Origin of the sequence: Paenibacillus sp. FSL R7-0163, from assembly GCF_037969975.1 — a bacterium.
In the GTDB taxonomy this organism is placed as follows: Bacteria; Bacillota; Bacilli; order Paenibacillales; family Paenibacillaceae; genus Paenibacillus_AQ; species Paenibacillus_AQ odorifer.
Genome location: NZ_CP150224.1, coordinates 1025115 through 1045123 on the forward strand (window position 1 = coordinate 1025115; position 20009 = coordinate 1045123).

General features: G+C 45.2%; 21 protein-coding genes and 2 tRNA genes. 14 read left to right on the plus strand and 9 right to left on the minus strand.

Annotation, left to right across the window (positions count from 1 at the left end; translation table 11 throughout):
- Positions 1-257: 257 nt before the first annotated feature.
- From pyrR to NST45_RS04430, 11 genes are all read left to right on the plus strand, one after another.
- Positions 258-821, plus strand: a complete 564-nt coding sequence (gene pyrR, locus NST45_RS04380; RefSeq protein ID WP_036683379.1) for a bifunctional pyr operon transcriptional regulator/uracil phosphoribosyltransferase PyrR — start codon at positions 258-260, stop codon at positions 819-821.
- Between the two features lie 4 nt (positions 822-825).
- Entirely contained in the window at positions 826-1731 is a 906-nt protein-coding gene (locus tag NST45_RS04385; protein WP_036683376.1) for an aspartate carbamoyltransferase catalytic subunit, read from the plus strand.
- 109 nt (positions 1732-1840) lie between these two features.
- Positions 1841-3124 (plus strand): dihydroorotase, encoded by a 1284-nt coding sequence (locus tag NST45_RS04390; RefSeq protein ID WP_339824985.1) that lies wholly within the window; start codon positions 1841-1843, stop codon positions 3122-3124.
- A 115-nt stretch (positions 3125-3239) separates the two neighbouring features.
- Complete coding sequence (gene carA, locus NST45_RS04395) at positions 3240-4421, plus strand: glutamine-hydrolyzing carbamoyl-phosphate synthase small subunit (RefSeq protein WP_051491286.1); 1182 nt, start codon at positions 3240-3242, stop codon at positions 4419-4421.
- A gap of 1 nt (position 4422) precedes the next feature.
- The gene (gene carB / locus NST45_RS04400) at positions 4423-7650 is read left to right on the plus strand and encodes a carbamoyl-phosphate synthase large subunit (protein WP_036683372.1); all 3228 of its coding nucleotides are present in this window, start codon (positions 4423-4425) and stop codon (positions 7648-7650) included.
- Between the two features lie 111 nt (positions 7651-7761).
- Complete coding sequence (gene pyrF / locus NST45_RS04405) at positions 7762-8508, plus strand: orotidine-5'-phosphate decarboxylase (RefSeq protein ID WP_094903789.1); 747 nt, start codon at positions 7762-7764, stop codon at positions 8506-8508.
- A complete protein-coding gene (gene pyrE / locus NST45_RS04410) occupies positions 8505-9143 on the plus strand; it encodes an orotate phosphoribosyltransferase (RefSeq protein ID WP_036683370.1) in 639 nt (212 codons plus the stop codon). Before pyrF ends, pyrE begins: the two co-directional genes overlap by 4 nt.
- A gap of 543 nt (positions 9144-9686) precedes the next feature.
- A complete protein-coding gene (locus NST45_RS04415; protein WP_339824990.1) occupies positions 9687-11174 on the plus strand; it encodes an extracellular solute-binding protein in 1488 nt (495 codons plus the stop codon).
- Positions 11175-11533: 359 nt separating this feature from the next.
- Positions 11534-11610: transfer RNA gene (locus NST45_RS04420), tRNA-Met, on the plus strand.
- Between the two features lie 44 nt (positions 11611-11654).
- Positions 11655-11728 (plus strand) — tRNA-Ile (locus NST45_RS04425).
- Positions 11729-12426: 698 nt separating this feature from the next.
- Entirely contained in the window at positions 12427-12930 is a 504-nt protein-coding gene (locus tag NST45_RS04430) for a hypothetical protein (protein WP_339824993.1), read from the plus strand.
- Between the two features lie 288 nt (positions 12931-13218).
- Here the strand turns inward: NST45_RS04430 and NST45_RS04435 are convergent, their stop codons facing one another.
- From NST45_RS04435 to NST45_RS04455, 5 genes are all read right to left on the minus strand, one after another.
- Positions 13219-13893 carry a hypothetical protein gene (locus tag NST45_RS04435; protein ID WP_076317116.1) on the minus strand — a complete coding sequence of 225 codons (675 nt, stop codon included), beginning with the start codon at positions 13891-13893 and terminating at the stop codon, positions 13219-13221.
- Positions 13894-14556: 663 nt separating this feature from the next.
- A complete protein-coding gene (locus tag NST45_RS04440; protein ID WP_339824996.1) occupies positions 14557-14826 on the minus strand; it encodes a hypothetical protein in 270 nt (89 codons plus the stop codon).
- A 25-nt stretch (positions 14827-14851) separates the two neighbouring features.
- The gene (locus tag NST45_RS04445; protein ID WP_081386857.1) at positions 14852-15841 is read right to left on the minus strand and encodes a hypothetical protein; all 990 of its coding nucleotides are present in this window, start codon (positions 15839-15841) and stop codon (positions 14852-14854) included.
- Positions 15838-16332, minus strand: coding sequence for a sigma-70 family RNA polymerase sigma factor (locus tag NST45_RS04450; RefSeq protein WP_076103793.1), 495 nt, complete (start codon positions 16330-16332; stop codon positions 15838-15840). The genes NST45_RS04445 and NST45_RS04450 overlap by 4 nt, the downstream gene beginning before the upstream one ends.
- A gap of 444 nt (positions 16333-16776) precedes the next feature.
- Entirely contained in the window at positions 16777-17112 is a 336-nt protein-coding gene (locus NST45_RS04455; RefSeq protein WP_076213969.1) for a hypothetical protein, read from the minus strand.
- Positions 17113-17221: 109 nt separating this feature from the next.
- Here NST45_RS04455 and NST45_RS04460 point away from each other — a divergent pair, with 109 nt between their 5' ends.
- Positions 17222-17368, plus strand: a complete 147-nt coding sequence (locus NST45_RS04460; RefSeq protein WP_170914301.1) for a hypothetical protein — start codon at positions 17222-17224, stop codon at positions 17366-17368.
- Positions 17369-17451: 83 nt separating this feature from the next.
- Here the strand turns inward: NST45_RS04460 and NST45_RS04465 are convergent, their stop codons facing one another.
- The 3 genes from NST45_RS04465 to NST45_RS04475 form a co-directional block, all read right to left on the minus strand.
- Positions 17452-17613, minus strand: a complete 162-nt coding sequence (locus tag NST45_RS04465) for a hypothetical protein (RefSeq protein WP_155288176.1) — start codon at positions 17611-17613, stop codon at positions 17452-17454.
- Between the two features lie 66 nt (positions 17614-17679).
- Entirely contained in the window at positions 17680-18231 is a 552-nt protein-coding gene (locus tag NST45_RS04470) for an ImmA/IrrE family metallo-endopeptidase (RefSeq protein WP_076142253.1), read from the minus strand.
- Positions 18232-18394: 163 nt separating this feature from the next.
- A complete protein-coding gene (locus tag NST45_RS04475; protein WP_076098563.1) occupies positions 18395-18571 on the minus strand; it encodes a YjfB family protein in 177 nt (58 codons plus the stop codon).
- A gap of 149 nt (positions 18572-18720) precedes the next feature.
- Between NST45_RS04475 and NST45_RS04480 the strand changes: the two genes are divergently transcribed.
- Positions 18721-18870, plus strand: a complete 150-nt coding sequence (locus NST45_RS04480) for a hypothetical protein (protein WP_155288175.1) — start codon at positions 18721-18723, stop codon at positions 18868-18870.
- An 81-nt stretch (positions 18871-18951) separates the two neighbouring features.
- Here the strand turns inward: NST45_RS04480 and NST45_RS04485 are convergent, their stop codons facing one another.
- Positions 18952-19383, minus strand: coding sequence for a NucA/NucB deoxyribonuclease domain-containing protein (locus tag NST45_RS04485; protein ID WP_036683407.1), 432 nt, complete (start codon positions 19381-19383; stop codon positions 18952-18954).
- A 106-nt stretch (positions 19384-19489) separates the two neighbouring features.
- On the opposite strand from NST45_RS04485, the gene NST45_RS04490 reads away from it, so the two are divergent.
- The gene (locus tag NST45_RS04490; protein WP_076103796.1) at positions 19490-19906 is read left to right on the plus strand and encodes a cytidine deaminase; all 417 of its coding nucleotides are present in this window, start codon (positions 19490-19492) and stop codon (positions 19904-19906) included.
- Positions 19907-20009 lie beyond the last annotated feature (103 nt).

A 20009-nucleotide genomic window follows, 5' to 3' on the forward strand; every position in this document is an offset into this window, starting at 1 on the left:
CATGAGGGGGTTGTTCTGTCATAATTCTTGTTAAATGAATAGCGCCTTTAATTCAGTCCTGTGAGGCTGGCAAGGTAACGTGAATCGAGGTTCGCGACTCTTAGAAAGGTATCCGTGTGTAAATACGGAACTGTCTTTTTATGCGCGCGGCCGTCATCTTCCTCATCTGCGGATTTCACTCCTTGCCTGTTATAGGCAAGGAGTTTTTTGATTTCCGGGAACTTGAATAGGCGAACAAGCTGGAGGGTGACAAGATTATGGTTACTGAGAAAAATGTCATTATGGATGAAACGGCGATCCGCCGGGCCTTATCGCGTATTGCTCATGAGATTTTGGAGAAGAACAAAGGTATCGAGAATTGTCTGCTGGTCGGCATTCGGACACGAGGTGTGTATCTGGCACAACGTATCGCTGAGCGCATCAAGGAGATTGAAGGCGTCGAGATTCCATACGGTGAGCTGGATATCACACATTACCGGGATGACCGTGAAGTGGAAGGCAGTGAAGCAGTAGTGAAGAGTAACGTCGTTATTACTTCAGGAAGTGCTGGCATCCATGATCAGAAAGTCATTTTGTTCGATGATGTACTTTACACCGGACGCACCATCCGCGCGGCGATGGACGCTTTGATGGATTGCGGACGCCCACGAATGATTCAACTGGCAGTACTGGCTGACCGCGGACACCGCGAGCTGCCGATCCGGCCGGACTACATCGGTAAGAATGTACCTACCTCAAAGCACGAGCAGATTGAAGTGGCGCTGAAGGAATACGACGGCAAAGATGAGGTCTACATTATTTCAAACCGGGAGGAACGATAACATCATGACACTTACCAAGGTAAAGGAACGTAGTCTGCTGGGAATCAAAGAGCTTGACCGGTCGGAAATTATCCAACTGCTTGACAGAACAGCATTTTGGGACAATCAAAGTGAAAAGCTAACGCCCATCTTGAACTCCCATTTTATTTCTAACATGTTTTTTGAGAACAGCACACGCACACGCTTCTCTTTCGAGATGGCAGAGAAACGACTAGGTGCGCAAGTACTTAATTTTACGGCTGCAGCTTCTAGTGTAGAAAAAGGGGAGTCGATCTACGATACAGTGCGCACACTGGAATCGATGGGGATCGATGCCGGAGTTGTGCGTTTGAAGCCTGCAGGTGTGCTGCAGCAGTTAGCTGAGAAGGTGTCCATACCGCTTATCAATGCGGGCGACGGCAACAATGAACATCCAACGCAGGCGCTGCTTGATTTATACACCATGACCAAAACCTTTGGGGAACTAAAGGGCCTGACAGTCTCCATCATTGGGGACATTATGCATAGCCGCGTAGCGCGCTCTAATCTCTGGGGGCTTACGAAAATGGGAGCGAAGGTGCAGTTCTGCGCACCGGATAATATGAAGGCTCCTGAGCTTATGGAGTATGCGCCTTACGTAACTATGGAAGAAGCTCTTAAAGCGGATGTAGTAATGATGCTTCGAGTACAGCTTGAGCGCCATACTTCCGGCATTAAGCTGTCTGCTGAAGATTACCGTAGCCACTATGGTCTAACAGAAGAGCGGGCAGCTAAGCTCGCCAAAGACACAATCATTATGCATCCAGCTCCGGTTAACCGGAATCTAGAGATTGATGATGCAGTAGTAGAGTGCAGTCAATCGCGGATTTTCCCGCAAATGTCTAATGGCGTACCGGTTCGGATGGCGGTTCTCGAAAGAGCTTTACTATAAGCTTACAGAATGCTAACGTATAGAGACTAATAAATATACACAAAGATGAATTTTTATTATATAATAACGAGAGGGCCCGCAGCTGTGATCTGAGGGTAAAGGTAGAATCATGACAGTGATTATTAGAAACGCCAGCGTATTGAATAAGGAGGGCTTGCTTGAGCGCAAACACATCGAACTACAGGATGGTGTAATCTCGGCTATAATCGACGGAAATGAAGCTATCGGAGAAGCCACGGAGATCATTGATGCTGAAGGTAAGCTGCTTACTCCGGGACTCATTGATATGCATGTGCACTTGCGTGAACCGGGATTTGAACACAAGGAAACAGTGGAAACCGGAAGTCGCTCAGCTGCTAAAGGCGGATTTACAACCATTGCATGTATGCCAAATACTCGTCCGGTGACAGATAGCCCGGAGATCGTGCAATTTGTGAAAGACAAGGCGCGTGAAGCAGGACTAGTTAAAGTGCTTCCTTATGCAGCCATTACGAAAAATGAGCTCGGACGTGAGTTGACGGATTTTGCGGCGCTCAAAGAAGCTGGAGCTATTGGTTATACAGACGACGGTGTGGGCGTACAAAGTGCTCAAATGATGAAAGATGCAATGAACATCGCAGCATCGCTCGATATGCCAGTCATTGCTCACTGCGAAGATAACTCGCTGGTTGAGGGCTGCTGTGTAGCTGAAGGTGAGTTCGCTAAGAAGCATGGCCTCAAAGGAATTCCGAATGAGTCAGAGGCGATCCATGTTGGACGCGATATTTTGCTGGCAGAAGCGACAGGCGTTCATTACCATGTATGCCATGTCAGTACTGAACAGTCGGTGCGGCTGATTCGCCAAGCAAAAGAGATCGGCATTAAAGTAACTGCTGAGGTATGTCCGCATCACTTGCTTCTTGCTGAAGACGATATTCCAGGCCTTGACGCCAATTGGAAAATGAACCCGCCGCTGCGCTCCCGCCGCGATGTTGAGGCGTGTATCGAAGGGTTGCTTGATGGCACACTAGATATGATTGTTACAGATCATGCGCCACATAGTGAGGAAGAGAAAGCGAAAGGAATGCAGCTGGCACCTTTTGGTATCGTTGGATTCGAGACAGCTTTCCCACTCTTATACACGGCGTTTGTAGAAACCGGAAAATGGGATTTATCCTTACTAGTACAAAGAATGACTGCCGATCCTGCACGGGTATTCAGATTGAACACCGGGGTTATGGAGATCGGAGCTCCTGCAGATTTGACACTCATCGATCTGGAGCAGGAAAAAGAAGTAGACCCAGGTTCCTTCGCAAGCAAAGGACGCAACACACCTTTTGGCGGCTGGAAGCTTAAGGGTTGGCCAGTAAAAACTTGGGTGGACGGCAAAGCCGTATGGACTGAGAAAAACTAGCGGACTGGTGAGGCGAAATTGCTGATCTTTGCGGATCAGCAATTTGAGCGCGTACACTCCGGAAGGCATGCAAGGCATACGTATTAGACTACAGAACATGAAGGAGTGGAAGGGAATGCAGGCGAGATTGCTGCTTCAAGACGGAACTTTATTTACAGGTACCGCATTTGGCGCTGAAGGTGAAAAGACAGGCGAGGTTGTTTTTAACACAGGAATTACAGGATATCAAGAGGTGCTGTCTGACCCTTCATATTGCGGACAAATCGTTACCATGACGTACCCATTGATCGGGAACTACGGGATTACGCGGGATGATTTCGAATCTGTTCGACCTTTCGTACACGGTTTTGTAGTGCGTCGTCATGAAGAAGTTCCAAGTAACTGGCGCGCAGAATACAGTGTGGACGACCTGCTAAAAGAATACGATATTCCTGGAATCAGCGAGATTGATACCCGGATGTTGACGCGGATTATTCGCCACTACGGAACAATGAAGGCAATCCTGACTACCTCTAACAAACGTGTAGAGGAATTGATGGAAATGATGGGCGACACTTCAATTGAAGAACTGCGCAATCAGGTAGCTCGCACATCTACTCCAAGCATGTACAATAGCCCAGGAACTAAAGAACGCATCGTGCTGGTAGATTACGGAGCGAAGGCTGGTATCTTACGCGAGTTGAACAATCGCGGTTGTGATGTTGTAGTTGTACCTCATGACGTAACTGCTGATGAGATTCGTCGCCTCAATCCAGATGGTATCCAACTGTCCAACGGCCCTGGGGACCCGAAAGACGTTCCACACGCAGTGAAGACGATCTCAGAATTGCTTGGTGAATACCCAATCTTCGGTATCTGCTTAGGTCACCAGCTGTTTGCACTGGCTTGTGGCGCGGATACAGAGAAGCTGAAATTCGGACACCGTGGCGGTAACCATCCGGTTAAAGAATTGGAGAGCGGACGTTGCTTCATTACTTCTCAGAACCATGGCTACACAGTGAATGAAGACTCTGTGAAGAGCACGGATCTAGAGGTTACTCACATTAATAATAATGATAAGACCGTTGAAGGACTTAAACATACCCGTTATCCTGCGTTTTCAGTACAGTACCATCCAGAAGCAGCACCGGGACCTCATGACAGCAGCTACTTATTCGATCGTTTCTTACAGATGATCGCTGATCATAAAGCTAACACACCTGTAAGCTCGCGCCAGGCGCAGCTTGCGGCAAACGCCAGAATCACGGCGCCAAAACCTACAGTAAAACAGCTTGAAGCCGTGAAAGGAGCTCTATAACATGCCTAAGAATGAAAAGCTTAAAAAAATATTAGTAATCGGTTCTGGACCGATTGTTATCGGGCAAGCCGCAGAATTTGACTATGCCGGAACGCAGGCCTGTCAGGCCCTGAAAGAAGAAGGCGTCGAAGTTGTGCTGATCAACAGTAACCCAGCGACTATCATGACTGACACCAATATGGCTGATAAAGTTTATATCGAGCCGATTACCCTTGAATTCGTAACTGGCATCATCCGTCAGGAGCGCCCAGATGGCTTGTTGCCAACTTTGGGAGGACAGACAGGTCTTAATATGGCTGTAGAATTGGCTCGTGCAGGAGTACTAGAGCAAGAGAATGTTAAGCTTCTAGGTACCCAGCTTGAGTCCATCGAAAAAGCAGAGGATCGCGATTTGTTCCGTGATCTGATGCGCGAACTGGAACAGCCTGTACCAGAGAGCACTATTATTACCACAGTAGATGAAGCGATGAAATTCGCTGAGGAAATTGGTTTCCCTCTAATTGTACGCCCGGCCTATACGCTTGGCGGCACCGGCGGCGGGATCTGCGACAACGAAGAAGAGCTGCTTGAGACTGTCAAAGCAGGTATTCGTTATAGCCCGATCGGACAATGTTTGGTGGAGAAAAGTATTGCCGGCATGAAGGAAGTTGAATACGAGGTTATGCGTGATGCGAACGACAACTGTATCGTTGTCTGCAACATGGAGAACTTCGACCCGGTAGGTGTGCATACAGGTGACAGTATCGTTGTGGCACCTAGCCAAACTTTATCCGATCGTGAATATCAAATGCTGCGCAGCGCTTCACTCAAAATCATTCGTGCGCTGAATATCGAGGGTGGCTGCAACGTGCAGTTCGCACTGGATCCGCAAAGCTATCAATATTATGTAATCGAAGTAAATCCACGTGTCAGCCGCTCTTCGGCTTTGGCTTCGAAAGCAACCGGTTATCCGATTGCCAAAATGGCTGCCAAAATCGCGCTTGGTTACACACTCGATGAAATCGTCAATCCAGTTACTGGACAGACCTATGCTTGCTTCGAGCCTACACTTGACTATATCGTAAGCAAAATCCCACGCTGGCCGTTCGACAAGTTCATTCATGCGAACCGTAAGCTGGGCACACAAATGAAAGCAACTGGAGAAGTTATGGCCATCGGTCGTACCTTCGAAGAGTCCATTCATAAAGCAATTCGTTCCCTGGAAATCGGTGTACACCGTTTCCGCCTGCCGGGCGCTGAAGATTTGGAAGAAAGCGTCCTGCGTGAACGTCTGGCAAAACCTGATGATGAGCGGTTGTTCTTGATCGCGGAAGCCTTCCGCCGCGGATTTGGCTTGCAAGAGATCCAAGATATCACTAACGTGGACTGGTGGTTCCTGTCCAAGATCGAGGGATTGATCAACTTTGAAGAGGTTATCCGTGGGGATGAAAGCTTATCAGCAGAAACCCTGTATCAAGCTAAACGCAGAGGTTTTACAGACCGTGCGATTGCTGAGATTCGTGCAGAAGGACAAGCGAACGTTAAATTCATCAAAGAAGCTGATGTACGCGCGCTTCGTTTAGAGCGAGGATTAACGCCTGTATTCAAAATGGTAGATACCTGTGCGGCTGAGTTCGAAGCTTCTACACCTTACTACTACTCTACTTATGAGACTGAAAATGAAGTCATTCATTCCGATAAACAAAAGGTTATCGTGCTTGGATCGGGTCCAATCCGGATCGGTCAAGGGATTGAGTTCGATTACTCCACTGTGCATGCAGTATGGGCGATTCAGAAGGCAGGTTATGAAGCGGTTATTATCAATAATAACCCTGAGACTGTATCTACCGACTTTAATACTTCGGACCGGTTGTATTTTGAACCCTTGTTCTTTGAAGATGTAATGAACGTAATTGCGCAAGAGAATCCGATTGGGGTTATCGTACAATTCGGAGGCCAAACAGCCATTAACCTTGCTGCACCATTAAGTGCCGCTGGCGTTAAGATTCTCGGAACTAGCCTAGACAGTATTGACGAAGCTGAAGATCGGAAGAAATTCGAAGCTTTGCTGGCTCGTCTGGATATTGCCCAACCAAAAGGGAAGACGGTTATCAACGTAGATCAAGCAGTAGAAACTGCACAATCGCTTGGATATCCAGTCCTGGTACGTCCTTCCTATGTACTTGGTGGACGCGCAATGGAAATTGTATATAATGATGCGGAATTGCTTAGCTACATGGTAGAAGCGGTTAAGGTGAATCCGGAGCATCCGGTATTGATTGACCGTTACATGCTTGGTAAAGAGGTTGAGGTAGACGCAATTTGTGACGGTGAGACGGTAGTTATTCCAGGGATTATGGAGCATGTTGAGCGTGCAGGCGTTCACTCCGGTGACTCCATCGCTGTATATCCTCCGCAATATCTGGATGAAGGTCTGAAAGCAAAAATTGCAGAGATCACAATCAAGATTGCTAAGGAACTGAAAACGATTGGTCTGGTCAACATCCAGTTCGTCATCTATCAGAATGAAGTGTACGTCATTGAAGTAAATCCACGTTCATCGCGTACGGTTCCATTCTTGAGTAAAGTAACTGGAATTCCAATGGCGCATCTGGCAACCAAAATCATTCTCGGCGGCAAGCTGAAAGATGACGGTTATACAGAAGGTCTATGGCCGGAAAGTGATTATGTATCGGTTAAAGTGCCGGTGTTCTCTTTTGCCAAGCTGCGTAGAGTAGAACCAACGCTCGGACCTGAAATGAAATCGACGGGTGAGGTTATGGGCCGCGATAAATTGTATGCAAAAGCTTTGTATAAAGGTCTAATCGGAGCAGGAATGAAAATTCCAGCAACCGGCGCTATCATCGTTACAGTGGCAGATAAAGATAAAGCAGAAGCTGTGGAGCTTATGAAAGGCTTCCACTCGCTGGGTTACAAGATCATTGCTACCGGAGGAACCGCTCAAGCGCTTGAAGAAGCAGGTCTCAACGTAATGAACGTGAACAAGCTGGATGAAGGTGCACCGAACATTCTCGACTTGATTCGTGGTGGGCAAGCCAACTTCGTCTTTAATACACTGACTAAAGGGAAAACACCAGAGCGTGATGGATTCCGTATCCGTCGTGAAGCGGTTGAGAATGGCGTCGTATGTATGACATCACTCGATACAGTAACGGCACTGCTCAGAATGCTGCAAACGATCAACTTCTCGTCACAGTCCATGCCTGCTTTTGTCGGACAATTAAACTAATCTCATAAAGATGCATAGGGCGGTTTGCGTTTACGCAGACCGTTCCGCTATGCCTAGGGGCTAATAAATGAAGAGTGTGGATTTAAGTCTGCACTGGATGGGAGAACGGTTATGGGACAGGGAGATGCAAAGTGGAATGAAATGGCGAATCGCTTGATGATCGCCTTGGATTACCCTGATGTTGCTGGGGCAAGAACCTTGATTGACAAGCTGGAAGGGATTCCTTGTTATATGAAAGTGGGAATGCAGCTCTTCTATGCAGCAGGACCGGAATTCATTAATGAACTGAAATCTCGGGGGTATTCTGTATTTGCAGATGTCAAAATGCATGATATTCCTAACACGGTAAAAGGCGGGGCAGAAAGCCTTACGAACCTCGGTGTAGATATGTTTAACGTACATGCCGCTGGAGGCTCGGCAATGATGGCTGCAGCCCGTGAAGGCGCTGCTTCAGTAGTTAATGGGAATGCTGCGCTTAAAATGCCTTTGATTATCGCAGTTACACAGCTAACCAGCACGAGCCAAGAAGTGATGAATAACGAAATTGGAATCGCAGGAGACGTAGCAGATACTGTAGTCAGATACGCTAAGCTGGTAGCCGCTGCAGGTCTGGATGGAGTAGTGGCTTCACCGCAAGAGTCCTCAGCGATCGCAGAGGCTTGTGGGCCCGCATTTTGTACAGTTACACCTGGTATCCGGCCAGCAGGTGCATCCCTAGGTGACCAGTCCCGGGTGATGACGCCGGGCAAAGCCATTCAGCAAGGCAGCCACTTCCTGGTGGTGGGACGTCCTGTTACAACTGCAGCTGATCCACGTCAAGCAGCACTAAATATTATTGAGGAGATGACCCTAGCATGAGTACATTAAATAGAAGTGAACAAGTAGCAAGTTATCTGCTTACGATAGGAGCGGTGGCACTGCGACCGCAGGAGCCTTTTACCTGGACCTCTGGTATTAAATCCCCGATCTATTGCGATAACCGTCTGACTATGGCTTACCCAGAGGTACGTAACTATATTGCTGATGCCTTTGCTGAGCTTATTAAAAGCCAGTATCCAGATGCAGAGGTGATCGCAGGTACAGCAACCGCAGGCATTCCTCACGCAGCTTGGGTAGCTGATAAACTCAATCTGCCAATGGCTTATATCCGCGATAAAGCTAAAGGTCACGGCAAGCAGAATCAGATCGAAGGCCTAATTAAGCCGGGGCAAAAGGTAGTCGTTATCGAGGACTTGATCTCCACTGGTGGAAGCTCCATCAAAGCAGCTCAAGCTGTGCAAGAAGCAGGCGCAGAAGCGTTGGCTGTATTGGCAATCTTCAGCTACGAGCTGGATCGTGCGGTCGATGCTTTTGCTGCCGCTGAAATGCCATTACAAAGCTTGTCCAACTACAGCACATTGATTGATGTGGCTCTTACACAAGGCGAGATCGCAGCTACGGATGTGGAACTGCTGAAATCTTGGAGAAAAGATCCGTCCGCATTTGGCGTTTAAAATAAATATTTAAGTATAGATTGGACGGGCCTCTCACATTTTGGTGGGAGGCTTTTCTTTTTAACTGCACCGAGTGCAATTAAAAGGAAAAGGTGCTCTGACACTCTGGAATACTATACTCTGCCCCGGTGATTCCTCGCGCTGTCGTCACACACGCAGAATAGTTGCAGTTCGTGCACTTAAACTAACCTTCCTTAGAGGATATGGCGATATAGTTGCACTTTGTGCAATTATATCCACCAGAAATCCGCCGAAAGCTCCTAATAACGTTTTTTAACTGCACATAGTGCAATTAAAAGGAGAAGCGCAACACACACAGCTGTAATAGTTGCACAAAGTGCAATTATCTTACCGTAGAAAGGCATATCAGGATCCTCAGAAAACTCCCGGAATGTTTTTTATAGAAATAATATGAAGAAATCGTAGCATAACTTTAAACAGCCTGTAACTTCCCCTCCTGAATAAAGCTATATACTGTTACTAGAATTATGGGTAATTATTCATAAGGTGGATGGATTGAGTATTTTATGGGAGGGTTCAAGAATGAATCATATAAATAATAATAGAAGGCTATGGCGGCGCTGGTTAAGCTTTGGAGTATGTGCTGCACTGCTATTGCCTTTAATTTCTGAAAGCAGGCACACAGCTTGGGCGGAGGCTTCTAAGCCATCTACAGAACAGCGTGTACTACGTATTGGCAGCCTCTGGTCTGGAGAGGACGATTCTTCTTTTCGTCAGCAGTTTACAGATATGTATGAATTGCAGCATCCTGAAATCAAACTTGAGATTATTCCAGCCATCAATATGAATGAGCTTCGTTTTGACAGCACCTATCCAGAGGTTAACCCAGATAATCTGGAGAATATCCGAACAATTATGGGCGGTGCACAGCCAGTTGATGTAATCGTCGGTGATAGTACATTGGTGAAGAGTTTGGTGAAGCATAATCTGGTGCAATCGCTGGAGCCGCTTATCGCACGAGATCAATATGATTTAAGCAATATGGCACCTACAATGTTAAATGGAGTACGTGAGCTGGGTGGAGGAAGTCTTTACGCGTTAGCGCCGACCTTTATGTCGAGTGCGTTATATTTTAACAAAGGTATTTTTGATGCTGCTGGTGTAGGTTATCCGACGGACGGAATGACTTGGGATGAAGTGTTCGCGCTGGCCGAAAAGGTGACCAAGAAATCGACAAATAAAGATAAGCGTATATATGGATTTTCGATGAACCGTAATATGAGCGATCCTTTCTGGGATATGCAGACCTATGTCTCACCGCTTGAGCTTGCTATGTATGACAACAAGGGACATAAGATGGAGGTAAACCAAACACAGTGGAGTCAAGCTTGGACGACCTACAGCCAATTGGTGAAAAAGCAAATTACACCTGGGTTAAACGGTATGGATTTTATAGAAACAGAACGGAGCACCTATAGTCCTGTCCAAGGGGATCTATTCCTTACCGGAAAAGCTGCAATGGTAATTGGAGAATACGATTATCTTAATGAGCTTGCAGGTGTGAGCCGCAATGCAGCAAAAATTAAAAATTACAGTCCCGTCGATTGGGGTTTCGTTACCGTACCTACTTTTAAGGAGAAACCAGGAGTGGCTGTAGGTACTTGGGTAGGTAATATGATGGCTATCAACACTATGGCTGCTAATAAGGAAGATGCTTGGGATTTGATCAAGTTCGTCAACAGTAATGAGGTAGCCAAAATTAAAGCTCATACCCGCGGGGAACTAACTTCCCGTAAGGATTACATTACCACGAAGGTACCTTCAGTAAATCTGGAATCCTTCTATACGCTCAAACCATTACCAGCCAATGATCCTTTGATGAACGTCCTACAAACACAGAAGCCTGGAATTAGCCGTATTAACGATGTTGGGCGCCAACTATTCACAGAGGTTTATCAGGGCAAAAGAACGGTGGAGAGTGCCCTCAAAGCTTGGGAGAAGCAAGGGAATACCATGCTGGGTACGCTCGAAAAAGATCCCACATATTATTTCGACTCTATAGGGGATTAAGTTTTGGAATATGTAGCGGCCACCGGATTTCCGGTGGCTTATTTTGTGGAACTTGGGCATGATAAGTTCAGAGCAGCGTGAGATTAATTTGCGAAAAGGAGAAGAGGGCATCATGAATTGGATATACTTCGCGAAACTGTTCAGAACGAGATTTCAAGCAGGTTGTTTAGCAAAAAGGTTGGAGCAAGATGGCTGGATTTATGGCTACCATGACCCAAGTTTTGTGGAAATTTATCGATCCCGCAAAGGAAGATATGGGGTTAGATTTTTGCCTTGAGAACTTTTACAAATTCATCCTTGACGTAGACCCATTTTGTACTGTATATTATTTATTGTCGCTGTTTGAATATTATTTCTGACGCGGGGTGGAGCAGCCCGGTAGCTCGTCGGGCTCATAACCCGAAGGTCGCAGGTTCAAATCCTGCCCCCGCAACCAATTTTATTACAACAGCAATTGTACATTCGGATATTTTTAGATCCGGGCCCTTAGCTCAGTTGGTTAGAGCGGTCGGCTCATAACCGATTGGTCGGGGGTTCGAGTCCCTCAGGGCCCACTTATCAAAAACCCTTACTTTGTAAGGGTTTTTTGCTGTCTATAAGCTTAGCAATATAAGAAAGTAGAATGGATAAAGAACAGAATTTTGAGTTTGCTAACGGATTTGCTAACGGGAATTATTTTTCTGCAGTTTCGAGCTGTTTTTCAGCGTATTTATTCAGTTCTGCTTCAATTTTATCAACGGCCTCTTCTTGCATGATTGGGAGTAGGTGTGAGTATTATTCGTTGAACATCGCTGGAGTCATACCCAGTCGTTCAGCAGCTACCTTTAGCTTTATATAGCTCCGACCAGAGTAGCAACATACTAAGTCAATTTCCTTGTATGAGTCCTCGTATTCTTTTTTTTAGCCCCGATTTGCGTATAGCGTTCCTTAAGACCATCAATAATATTCTGAAAAACCTTGCAAAGTACCACTGGTTATCATTGTAGCCAATCTAGAATATTTCTAGTGTCGTTTGTAGAGTACGGCAGTTTACTTCTCTGCCACTGCCGCTCTTGTTAAGGCGCATGCAGGTAGCTGTTCTTTGTTAGTAGGGGGATTTAATAAATTTTAGTAGAAGTTCTGACATTCATTTTAAATAAATGTTATAATTATTAAATCAGTGTGTAGAGATATTGGTCTTTTTTGTTGGGCCAAAAATATATGTCTCATGATACGTCTGCCATCTGAAATATTATTCACGGAGATGACAAACATGCATGGAGACAAAAGACTGCCCAGAAACGGAAAAGAAGGTATACTATTTTTACTCATTATTTCAATCATTTCAGTAAACACTATTGCCCCTATTATTGTGGGGTTGGAACGTGGCTTCAGTAAGGAAGTGTATATAGATACACTAAAGGTTATTCCGTTTATGTGGATGATCGTAGTTTTATCTGTAAGATTAGTTGCAGGACCGATTGTTGGGAAAGTGATGCCGAAATTCATGGGACAAACAGATGGATTTAATGCAAGGATTCTGTTGAATACTTTATTGAATGTCACGGTGTTATCTATCTTACTATCAATTATCGGCACATGGGTTGGGACGAAACAAATAAACCTGGATCCACTTAAAAATTTCCTTCACATCTGGCCAAGAAACTTTGGTATAGCATTTTGGATTGAACTGTTGGTTGCGCAGCCGATAGCAAGATTTGCGATGAAAACATTACACGCAAGACAGGATCGAAAAACGGAAAGTGTAAATGCGTAACTAGCTAGAATTTTGTAGACGAATAAGAAAAAAAGGAGCGTCCATGGTGGGCGTTCCTTTTTTATGTCGTAGTAGTCGGATTATAATGCTCAACAGGAGATGCTCGCGAATGACTGAACGCACAATGTAGAAGCATGCTCTAAATACTGCGTACTTTTGATTTGCCTTTGGGGCAAATTGCTTCGTAAAGAATTAATCCAGCAATAACTCTAGCCCCCGGTCACCGCGGTTGAGTTTACAAGTACCCACTAAGGAGAAGTAACCGATGAAAACGAAAATACTCTTTTACTATCTGTGATAATTGCATTTACATGCACCGCAGTCACACTGGAGCCAACCACAAGAATAATGAATAGGGTGTGTCTCAGTGCCTAAAGGAGCATGACATCTCCAGCATTTAGTGTGACGTATTCCATATTTCATAATTTGTTTTTCTTTGATATGCGTTTGGAAGTATTCTTTTTGTGATTTTTTTCGTTTTTCTTCCTCTTCTTTCCTAAGTTGTTCATTTTGTTGAATTATGAATTTTCTTTCAGCTTCAATCTTTTTAATAGCGAGTGCTTCTTGAACGTACCCTTGAATTAAGGAAATATCATTTTTCAAGCAACATACTATCTCTGTTACATTCTGTCGTTCATCGGAAATCATTCCATATAGGTTAACGCCATTGTTAAAGTCATCTTGCGATAAATTAAGCATATCAAGATTTCCTGACACTAATGAACGACTTATCATAACGTTTCCAATGGATAAAAATCCTGAACTCAATTTCATGCTCAATATGCTATCTTTATGCAGATAATTATTACCTTTAATTTCAATGATGGCGAATTGTCTGTTTACTGTTGGAGTATAAGTTAATTTATTATCGATTTTTATAGTATTTGATTCCGAAAGTTTCTGATATTCTCTATCTTCTATTATTGTAAGAAGACCCTGTAATACTCCTTTGAAAAATCCCATATTATGTACTCTCCTTTTATTTAAATCAGGTTTATTTTACCATGTGAAATAGTTTAATAGTGAGGAAATTTGAATTGTATTTGACTGAGGATTAGTAACATAAGGACTCTGGAGTATGAAAGATTTGTTATGGACAGAAAAAAAGAAAGAGTTATCCGGTATCCGATAAAATAGCTGTTGGGGCACTCTTTCTTGCTGCAAACTTACTTATACTAAACACCAAACTTCGTTTGAGTAGGGAGCATTTTTGGTATGAGGCTCCTATCGGACCCAGCTGACCCTTAAAGAGGTTTTTCTCCACATTTGCAATTCTAACGGACTCCATAGTCGCTATTGGCATAAAAAGTACCGCATTTGAGTCTCTTTCTAGGCATTAGCGTCCATGGAGTCCGAAACCATGCTCCAAAGGCTGAAAATCAGCAAATAGCGGCATCTAGGTCCGATAGCTCGAGGTGAAGGAGGTTAGTTCGTTAGCTCGTTAGTGCCATGCTCCTCGCAGATGTAGTTGCAGAAATTACAATGAGAAGTAGCCTATAAAGGAACAGTCAGTAGTTTCACCTCTGCAACCAGCATATCTAGTATGCGAGCTCATAAACCATACAGTAAAGCACAAAACGGCACTGCTCCAAACCATGAAATGGTTTGGAAGCAGCGCCGTTTTTGTTAGCAGTCAGCTAAATTCCTCCAATGGAGAGCAAGGCGATCGAAACGATGTACCCAATTGCTTCCGACCGCAGTCCCAATCTCAATCTCAATCTCGATCGCAGTCCCGATCGCAGTCCCGATCGCAATCGCGATCCCAACCGCAGCCCTAGTCGCAGTCCCGATCGCAATCCCAATCCCAATCACACTCCTAGTCGCATTCGCAATCGCAGTCCCGATCACAGTCCTAATCTCAGTCGCAATCCCGATCCCAACCGCAGTCCCAACCACAGGCCCTGGGTTTCCACCAACATCCCTAAAGTTTCATGCTGTCCCACAGCTGCTGGAATGCCCCGGATTCGACCTCGAAGAATACCGGTGCCTGACCGTAGCGTACAAGTCCTTGACCGAACAGCGTCAGCTCTACTCGGGCGTTGTCTTCCAGCTGCAGATAGATGATCTTGCGGTCTTCGCTGTCGTAGATGCCTTGCTCGATCAGCGGCTCTGCTGCCAGCGGTTTAGCCGCTTGGAGTGCTGTCAGGAAGCCATCAAGCGCCTCGCCATTGGCGATTGGCGCCTGCTGCTGGAGGCCGTTGTTCCAGCTGTTGAAGCTTTCCGACTGAGCTGAAGTAACTCGGCCTTCAAGATTCAGCTTGCCGAATAGGTCGGCGCCGCTGTTTATGGTGATGCCGTTCGTGTGCTCATACAGTTCAGCGAATACCTCGCCGTTGATTTCCGAATAGGACATAATCAGGAAGCTGGAATCATAGCCCTTCACGGAATAGAGATCCGTTTCGCCGATGTTCGAGGCTAACTCAATATATTCGTCGTTACCGCTCCATTCGTTGATGCCGCCTGTAGTGCGTCCTAACTTGTCACCGCGCAGAGCGGCAGCATCGGCAGCGTCGATGCGAGTCGCTGACTGTGTGTAAATATTATTTTTATACACGACCAAGGCGATCATATCTGCCTTCACGCCAGATTCCTTATCTGGCAGTTTCAGCTTGGGAATGACAATGCTGCCCGATGTAGCTGTGCCCGAATTGCCAGCATTGCTTACACCCGGAGTTACCTGGGCAACCTGCCCCGGGGAGCTCTGACTGTTCAACTGCTGCCATATACTAGGCCCAGCCAGACCGATTCCTGCGGCGAGCACGACACTTGCCGCGATATAAACCGTCTTGCGCGGACGTTTCCGCTCCTGCCGCTGCTCCATTTTGTCGAACAATTCTTTTTTCATTTCTTCACCTGGTTTCATCGAATCCACCGCTTTCTTATATGTTGTTCGAAACTGATCTTCCTTCACTGTGGTTCCACTCCTTCCAGCTCCAGTTTTAACAGTTGCCGTCCCCGCTGAAGTCTCATCTTCACGGCAGACTGGCTAATCTGCAGAATCTTGCTGATCTCCTGGATGGGATAGTCCTCGTAATAATAAAGATGGATTACGGTTTTATACTTCATGGGCATCGCCATAACTAACTGCAGCAGAGCCCAATCCTCGGGGCTGTCTGCCGCAATTGGCTCAGCGCTCTCCAGCTTAACCTCGCGCTTGCGCCAGCCTCTGCCCAGTAGTGTTTTACAATGGTTGGTGATTACCCGGATCAGCCATGCCTTCTGATGTTCGGCATCTTTGAACTTTGGCGCTTTTTCTATTAGCTTGATGAAGGTATCCTGAGTGGCTTCTTCGGCATCTTGCCGGCTGCCTAGATGGACCAAAGCGATCCGGAACAGCATATCTGCGTAAATTTCGTAACTCTTCATCACATGATTTCCCGGCCGGGTCATGGATCGCTGCATGATACTGTGCCCCCCTTTACCTATAACACCATTTAGGACGGCATTAGGTCACATTTTGTTCCTGAGAAAATTTCTTTGTGTTTGAGAGTAGAGAATGCCTATTCATAAATTATCGCCAGAGGGTTATGGACTCAGAAGTCGTTATTTGCATATAAATAGACTTTTGAGCAAGTTCGCGGACCCCAGTGACGCTATTCCTTAAAAAGTGGGCCTTGTAAGGTGTTTCTCATGCCAATAAAGGCGATGGGGTCCGTTACACTTCGAAATGGAGGGTTATGCAACGCATAAGATCAACTGTGTCCGATAGCTGCTAAGCACCACGCCAATATTGTCTACGCAAACGCTGGTTACTTATTTAGAACAGGGGAGATCAAAAAAACGCATTTGCCCAAGCACCAATTGCTGACTGCTGGACAAACGCGTCTTTTTAATAGAGTGACTCCTTCACGGGAGATCCTCTTCGATATGTTTATATGTATAGCTAGGATCATTACCTTTAACAGGAGCCCTGCTGTATTGATAGATCCTTCCATTTTCTTTTCGATAAAAGTATCTTGCGTAGGGTTCGTCTGCGAAAATCACCGTGGTACTTACGAGGGGAGCTTTGGCAATCTGGGTGTATACTTTATAAAAATCTTCCTTCTTATAATTTCTCGTCTCTATTAGATAATGAATGACTTCTCTGTTCATATGATTTCGGAAGGAGTGGAGGGCTAAGGATGTTATTCCACAGATTAAAAGGATTAGAACGATGAAGATTAGTTTTGTATTTTTCTTCATTAATTCCCTCCATATAGATAATTTGTATATAGTATAAGATAATATACAGAGACTATTATGTCATTCATAGATATCTTGTAAATGTACAAATAAGAAAGGAGGTAAGAATATGACGCAGGAAGAAGAGAAAATACTGGAGCTGGAGCAGCGAATTAAGGTGCTGGAAAACCAAGCAAGGCCGAGGCTGCCGGGGATGAAAATTTTATGGTTTTTAATTTGGGGTTGTGTAATACAAAAAGGCAGCAAATACCGATAGTAATCCAGGCGTAGGCGAATGAAGAATTGCCGGGACATACTATATTTGCTGCCTTTTAACTTATGAAGAATAATGATTCTCTTTTAGTCTTCTTTGGGTTCTTGCAATAAAATGGAGAAGGTCCCCGTTTCGTGATCCACCTCAATCGTCTCAATGCCCACAAAATCCGGGATTTCGGGGTGTACTGCATCTACATTATAATCCGGATGAGTCAGTAATAATTCAATTACTTTAATGGCTTCCATGTCGTTCCCCCTCACGAGAAATTCCACCATAAATGAATATGCAGAGAACTATTGCAACTAAGCTTATTATCTCCGTGATCCGTTGCGAATATGTGTCAGTCGTTCTTCGTTTCTTCCCATCACGGCCAATAATTGCCCTTGGAACACACGTCTTTGGATCTGATCAATCCGCTGTAAGGCCAGCTCGGCAGGTACTTGGAATTCTGCTGCAAGATAGGAGATGGCATCTTCCCGTTGCTCAGGCAATGTCATGCGGGAGATCATGGAGTAAGGCGTCGCCGCATACAAGATAAAACGCTCTGATTCGTCCTCCTGTGCCCGCGTGAAATGCTCTGGCATCAAGGTCTGATTATCGCTGCCATGGCGAAGTAGATGACACAGTTCATGAAGAAACTCTAGCCGTTGAAGATTGGCTGGAAGGCGGTTGTCGATAAACAGGCTGTACATTCCTGCAGACGCTTCAATGCTCTTGCTTCTCACATCCAAATAATGAACCCAGATATTAAGCCGCTCTGCAATATACGATATTGAAATTTGCGAAGGCTGATGAAGATTTAATCGCTTGTATAGATCCTCCGTCCATTTCTCAAGCACAGTCATTTGATAATATGATTTCATGTTCTCCAACTTATTCACCTCGTTTAAAATCACTAATAAATCACTAATGGGATCGTATGTTCGCATAAATGCGCAAAAGAAAAGCCCGAAGGGCTATGTAGAGTAAAAAAAGTCTAAGGATACATAGGAACGTTAGTTCTCATGTACCCTTAGCATAAAGCAATTACACACTAATATCAAGTGTTTTTCCCAAATTCGGAGCAACGCTTTTGCCCAGCATTTCCACCATAGTTTGGCTCTGGGTTTCAGCCTGATTCTTGGCAATATTCATGACCTGTATCCCAACATTTTGAGCTAAGGATGCTTGGCTCATTGCCATTGATAATGCAGCTATATCCATATTGCACCTCCTTTGTGTATATCCTGTTTATCGACTGTCCGCCTTCAATTCATTAGGTGATTGGCATTTGTTTGCCAATTCGCCCAAACGGCTTATCTCCTTTTTACATATCTTGTGCTGTAGTCATTAATCATTAGGAGGAATTGAAAATGGGTATGGAACATGGTTGTGGTTGTAACGTAGGTCCGGTAGTAAGTCCAGCATCAGTAGGTCCGGTGTGTAGTCCTTGGACTTCTACAGGAGCAATCCTGGTACTTTTCATCTTGCTGGTTATCATCACTAAAGCTTGCTTATTCTAAGTTAGCTGATGTGAAGTGTAGCCCCGTCTGGCGAATGCCAGGTGGGGCTATTCTGTTGCCTGGGGATGGTCAGACAGATCGTTATTTAAACATAAATTCCACCCGGGTTCCGTCTGCATAATCCTCCAGCTGATTGCCAACCCAGCTTCCTGCCCCGCGGTTATCGCTTGGCGTTATGTATTCAATGTCGGCACCAACGCCGCCTTCCTCACACATAGCCATTGGCCATTCATCCCGGTCATATCCCTTTTTAGTAGGGATCCCTTTTAAGGACTCTTTGCGGTTCTCTTCAGCCTGCTCTCGGTTAATCGTACATGTGGCGGATTCACCTTTCGCAATGGCATCCTGAATATGCTTGGCGGTCTCAGGATAGCGGTCTGATGGGAAGGTTAGCTGAACAACACTCGAATTGGATGGAGACGAGGGGTCTGTAGGCTCTCCGTTTTGTTCAAACCAGTAACTAGCCAAAGCAAGTAATGCAACAATGATGAGACTGGAGATCCATTTTTTCACTTTCAATTCTGCTCCTCCTTTTTTGGCACTTAAAATAGTATATCTTATATCATAATTCAGTGCGATTTAATATAATTAGGGAAAATAAAGGAGGACGTAACTGGATATGGAGTACATAATTACCATTGAGGATCAGACGCTTATTGCGGCTGCCGAAGATATAATTACCAGACGTTATGAATGGGGGCGTCATCATGTGGGTGCAGCGCTTCGTACTAAAACAGGAGAGATTTTTACAGCGGTACATGTGGAAGCCAGCATGGGGAGGATTACAGTCTGTGCAGAAGCGATGGTGATTGGCAAAGCGATATCCGAAGGTTATAAGGAATTTGATACGATTGTTGCGGTAAGGCATTCTGATCCAGACAGCGAGGAAAAAGAGATTAAAGTAGTCTCTCCCTGCGGCATGTGCCGAGAGTTAATTGCGGATTACGGAATAGACTGCAAGATAATTGTATCGGAGGATGACCGATTAGCTAAATATGAAATCACTGAGCTATTGCCTTTAAGGTACACGAGATAAGAAAAAAGTAATGAGGAGCCGCTGAGCTCCTTTTTTTGTTGAGCCGTGAAATTATTCAGCAGTTCCTTATATCGTCCCAACTTATTTTACAACTTCATGTCCA